General features: G+C 67.0%; 3 protein-coding genes. 1 reads left to right on the forward strand and 2 read right to left on the reverse strand.

The features are described from left to right. The coding region (locus AC5JJ6_RS03035) for a maleylacetate reductase (protein ID WP_496040630.1) at positions 1 to 794 on the forward strand (794 nt) is incomplete at its 5' end. A 54-nt stretch (positions 795 to 848) separates the two neighbouring features. On the opposite strand, the gene AC5JJ6_RS03040 is transcribed toward AC5JJ6_RS03035, so the two are convergent. Further along, the gene (locus AC5JJ6_RS03040; RefSeq protein ID WP_496040631.1) at positions 849 to 1,499 is read right to left on the reverse strand and encodes a hypothetical protein; all 651 of its coding nucleotides are present in this window, start codon (positions 1,497 to 1,499) and stop codon (positions 849 to 851) included. Positions 1,500 to 1,602: 103 nt separating this feature from the next. Next, the coding region (locus tag AC5JJ6_RS03045; protein WP_496040632.1) for a xanthine dehydrogenase family protein molybdopterin-binding subunit at positions 1,603 to 3,872 on the reverse strand (2,270 nt) is incomplete at its 5' end.

The following is a 3,872-nucleotide window of genomic DNA, read 5'->3' on the forward strand; positions in this document are numbered from 1 at the left end:
CCGTCGCCTTCGGGGGCGGGTCTACGACCGGACTGGGCAAGGCGCTGGCCTACCGCACGGACTTGCCGCAGATCGCGATCCCGACGACTTATGCGGGGTCGGAGGTCACGCCGATCCTGGGGCAGACGGAAGGCGGGCGGAAGACCACGGTGTCCGACGCCAGGATCCTGCCGGAAGTCGTGATCTACGATCCCGAGTTGACCTACGGCCTCCCCGCCGGCCTGACCGTGACGAGCGCGCTCAACGCCATGGCCCATGCCGCCGAGGCGCTGTATGCCCGCGACCGCAATCCGATCTCGTCGCTGATGGCGGCGGAAGGCCTGCGCACCCTGATCGCGGCCCTCCCCGTGCTGCGCGACGAGCCCGCCGATCCGGAAGGGCGCTCCGGCGCGCTCTACGGCGCCTGGCTATGCGGGACGGTGCTGGGGTCGGTCGGCATGGCGCTTCATCATAAGCTCTGCCACGTTCTCGGCGGCACCTTCGATCTGCCCCATGCCGAAACCCATGCCGTGATCCTGCCCCACGCGGTCGCCTTCAACGAGGCGGCAGTGCCGGACCTGCTCAAGCCCCTGGCGCTGGCGCTCGGCACGGAGCGGGCCGGGCAGGGGCTGCATGGCTATGCCGCCTCCATCGGAGCGCCGATGGCGCTCAAGGACATCGGCATGCCGGAGAGCGGGATCGACCGGGCGGCGGACCTTGCGGTCGCCAACCCGTACTGGAACCCGCGCAGCTTCGACCGTTCCGACATCCGGAGGCTGATCGAGAATGCCTATCATGGCCGTCCGCCGGACTGAGCGGCCCTTGCCGCCCGGTTCGGCCTGCCGCCTCAAAGGGTCCGGCTAGCCGTCTCAAAGCGGCGGTTCGAACCCGTCGGCGCCGACCGCCACCATGTCGGCGGTCAGGGAACCGTCATCGGCTTTCTCCGCCGAGGGTACGAAGATGTGCGCGCCCTTCTTCAGCATCTTCTGGTCGGCCGGGGTCGCGGCCATGACGGCGGCGCCGGGGGGAATGACGACGGTGGAGCCTCCCTGCGGATAGGACAGCCCGACGATCCGCCCGTCGGGTCCGTTGTCGATGCTCCTCACCGTGCCGTTCCGCATCTTGCTGTCGGGCTTCAGGTCCCAGGTCAGGTAATCCTCGCTCTCGTTCCCGCCCGATGGGCTCTTGGGATATATCACGACCACCGCCGCCTTGATCGTTTCCTCCTTCTCCGATGCTCCGGCGGCGCCGATGAAGGCTTCGGATGCGACGGCCTCGGCATTCGACGGAGCAAGGCTGAGGATCTTCGCATTCGGTGCGAGCATCAGGCGGGTCTCGCCCTTGCTGGTCTTGACGGTGATGCGGCCGGCTTCGATGCCGGCGATCTCGCCCTGCACCCTGATCGGCTGCGCATCCTTGTCGGCCATCGTGGTGGGTTGGGTCTGCGCGGCCGCCGTTCCGGCGCCGATCGCCAGAGCCAATGCGACGGCGGAGGGAAGCAAGCCCGGACGGTTAGACATGATCGTTCCTTGTTATGGGGCGAAGCTATGAGGCCATGTCCGATGCCCGCCGGACGGCGGGCATCGGTTTGCTGGAGATGCCTGGATTGCCGCTGGGCAGGCTTTACGCCGGCCGCAAGTCCTGACGGCCGATCGGCAGGGTCCGGATCCGCTTGCCGGTCGCCGCGAAGATCGCGTTGCAGAGCGCCGGGGCGAAGGGCGGCACGCCAGGTTCGCCCACGCCGCTGGCCGGCACGTCGTAGCCGTGCGGGACGATGTGGGTCCGGACGTTCAGCGGCGCCGTATCCATGTGCGCCACTTCGAAGGTGTCGTAATTGCCCTGTACCGCTCGTCCTTTCTCGAAGGTGATCTCGCTGAACATGGTGGAACTCATGCCCATCACGGCGGCTCCCTCCATCTGCGACCGGATGCGTTCCGGGTTGACCGCGAAGCCGCAGTCGATCGCGGTGTCGACGCGGGGGATCGTCAGGTTGCCCTGATCGTCGACGGCGACTTCGATCGCGGTCGCCACATAGGTCAGGAAACTCCGGTGGACGGCGATGCCCAGGCCGTGCCCCTTGGGCAGCTTGCGGCCCCACTCGATCTTTTCCGCCGCGACGTTGAGGACGTTGGAAAGCCGCCCCGTGTCGATCGGATACGTCTCGTAGGGGTCTCCATAGTTCCAGAAGGCGTCCACGACGCCAGCCTTGGAGATGTCGATCTTCTGGGCCGGACCGATCAGTTCCAGCAGGTAGTCCTTCGGGTCCCGCCCTAGTTCATGCGCGATCTCGGCTACGAAGGACTGGATCGCGAAGGCGTGCGGGATGTTGGAGACGGACCGGAACCACCCGATCCGGGTATGCGCCGCCGCCTCGCCGTTCTCGCACCGGATGTTCGGGATCGCGAAGGGCATGTCGACCACGCCCATGGCGAGTTCGAGCGAATGCTCGTGCTTCGGGTCGGGCATGAAGGTCGACATAAGGCTGGGCGCCACCGTGCGGTGAAGCCAGCCCGTCACCTTGCCGTCCTTGTCGAGGGCGGCTTCCAGGCGGTTGAAGCAGACGGTATGATAGAAGCTGTGCCGGATGTCGTCCTCGCGGGTCCATGTCACCTTGACGGGCGTTCCGCCCAGCGCCTTGGACACGATCACGGCCTCCTGGGCGTAGTCGGACTGCGACTTGCGTCCGAAACCGCCGCCCAGCAGCGTCACGTGGACGGTGACCTTCTCGATCGGCAGGCCAAGCATCTTGGCGATGTCCTCGCGGGCACCGTACGGATACTGCAACGGCGCCCAGACCTCGCACTGGCCGTCCGCCACCACGGCGGTCGCGACCATCGGCTCCATGGGGGCGCAGGCGAGGTGCGGGACATAGTATTCCGCCGAGATCTTCCGGGTCGCGCTTGCGAAAGCCTTTTCCGGATCTCCCTCGTTGCGGACGATCTTGGCGGCGTTGCGGCCCGCTTTCTCCATCTGCGCCTTATACGCCTTGCTGTCGTAGGAGGCGTTGGGTCCGTCCTCCCACTCGATCCTGAGGGCTTCGCGTCCCTTGATCGCGGCGTGGGTGTTGGTGGCGATGACGGCGATGCCGCCCAGCGGCGTGTACTTGGTCCGGTCGGGCTGGGTCGGGATCTCGACGATCCGTTCGACGCCGGGTACTTTCAGCGTTTCCGCCGGGTCGAACGACTTCACCCGGCCGCCGACCACCGGCGGCCTTGCGATCACCGCGAACTTCATGCCCGGCCGCGCGATGTCCTGACCGTACTGCGCCTTGCCTGTCGTGATGTCGTGCAGGTCGAAGATCTGGACGTTTCCCTTCCCCATGTAGCGGAAGTCGGCGTCCTTCTTCAGGTTTAGCTGCTCGACCGGCGGCACGGGGATGTCCCTGGCCACCGTCGCGAGGTCGCCGTAGCCAAGCTTGCGGCCGGAAGCCTGATGGACGACCTCGTGGTTCAGGGCACGGACCTCGCCGGCCGGGACGTTCCACTGCTTGGCGGCGGCCTGCTCCAGCATCTGCCGCATCGCGGCGCCGCACTGGCGCATCGGCTGAAGGAAGTGCCGCATGCTGCGCGAGCCGTCGGTGTCCTGGTTGCCGTAGCGCGGTTCGTCGGCGGGGGCCTGGACCAGCTTGACCCGCGACCAGTCGGCTTCCATTTCGTCGGCGATCACCATGGGCAGGCTGGTGCGAATGCCCGTCCCCATCTCCGAGCGGTGGGTGACGATGGTGACGGCGCCCGAAGGATCGATGGTGATGAAGACATGGGGGTCGTTGACGGTGCCGTGCGGCATTTCACCGGCGCCGGTGGCATAGCCGACCGCCGCCAATGCCTTGCCGGCGGGCATGAATTGCAGGGCCACGACGAGGCCGGCAGCCGAGCCTGCCCCTTTGAGGAAGT

The sequence above is a fragment of the Skermanella sp. genome (assembly GCF_059503625.1).

Coding starts and splice junctions, on each gene's coding strand:
- AC5JJ6_RS03040 (WP_496040631.1), bottom strand. CDS start 1,499: ATGTCTAACCGTCCGGGCTTGCTTCCCTCCGCCGTCGCATTGGCTCTG.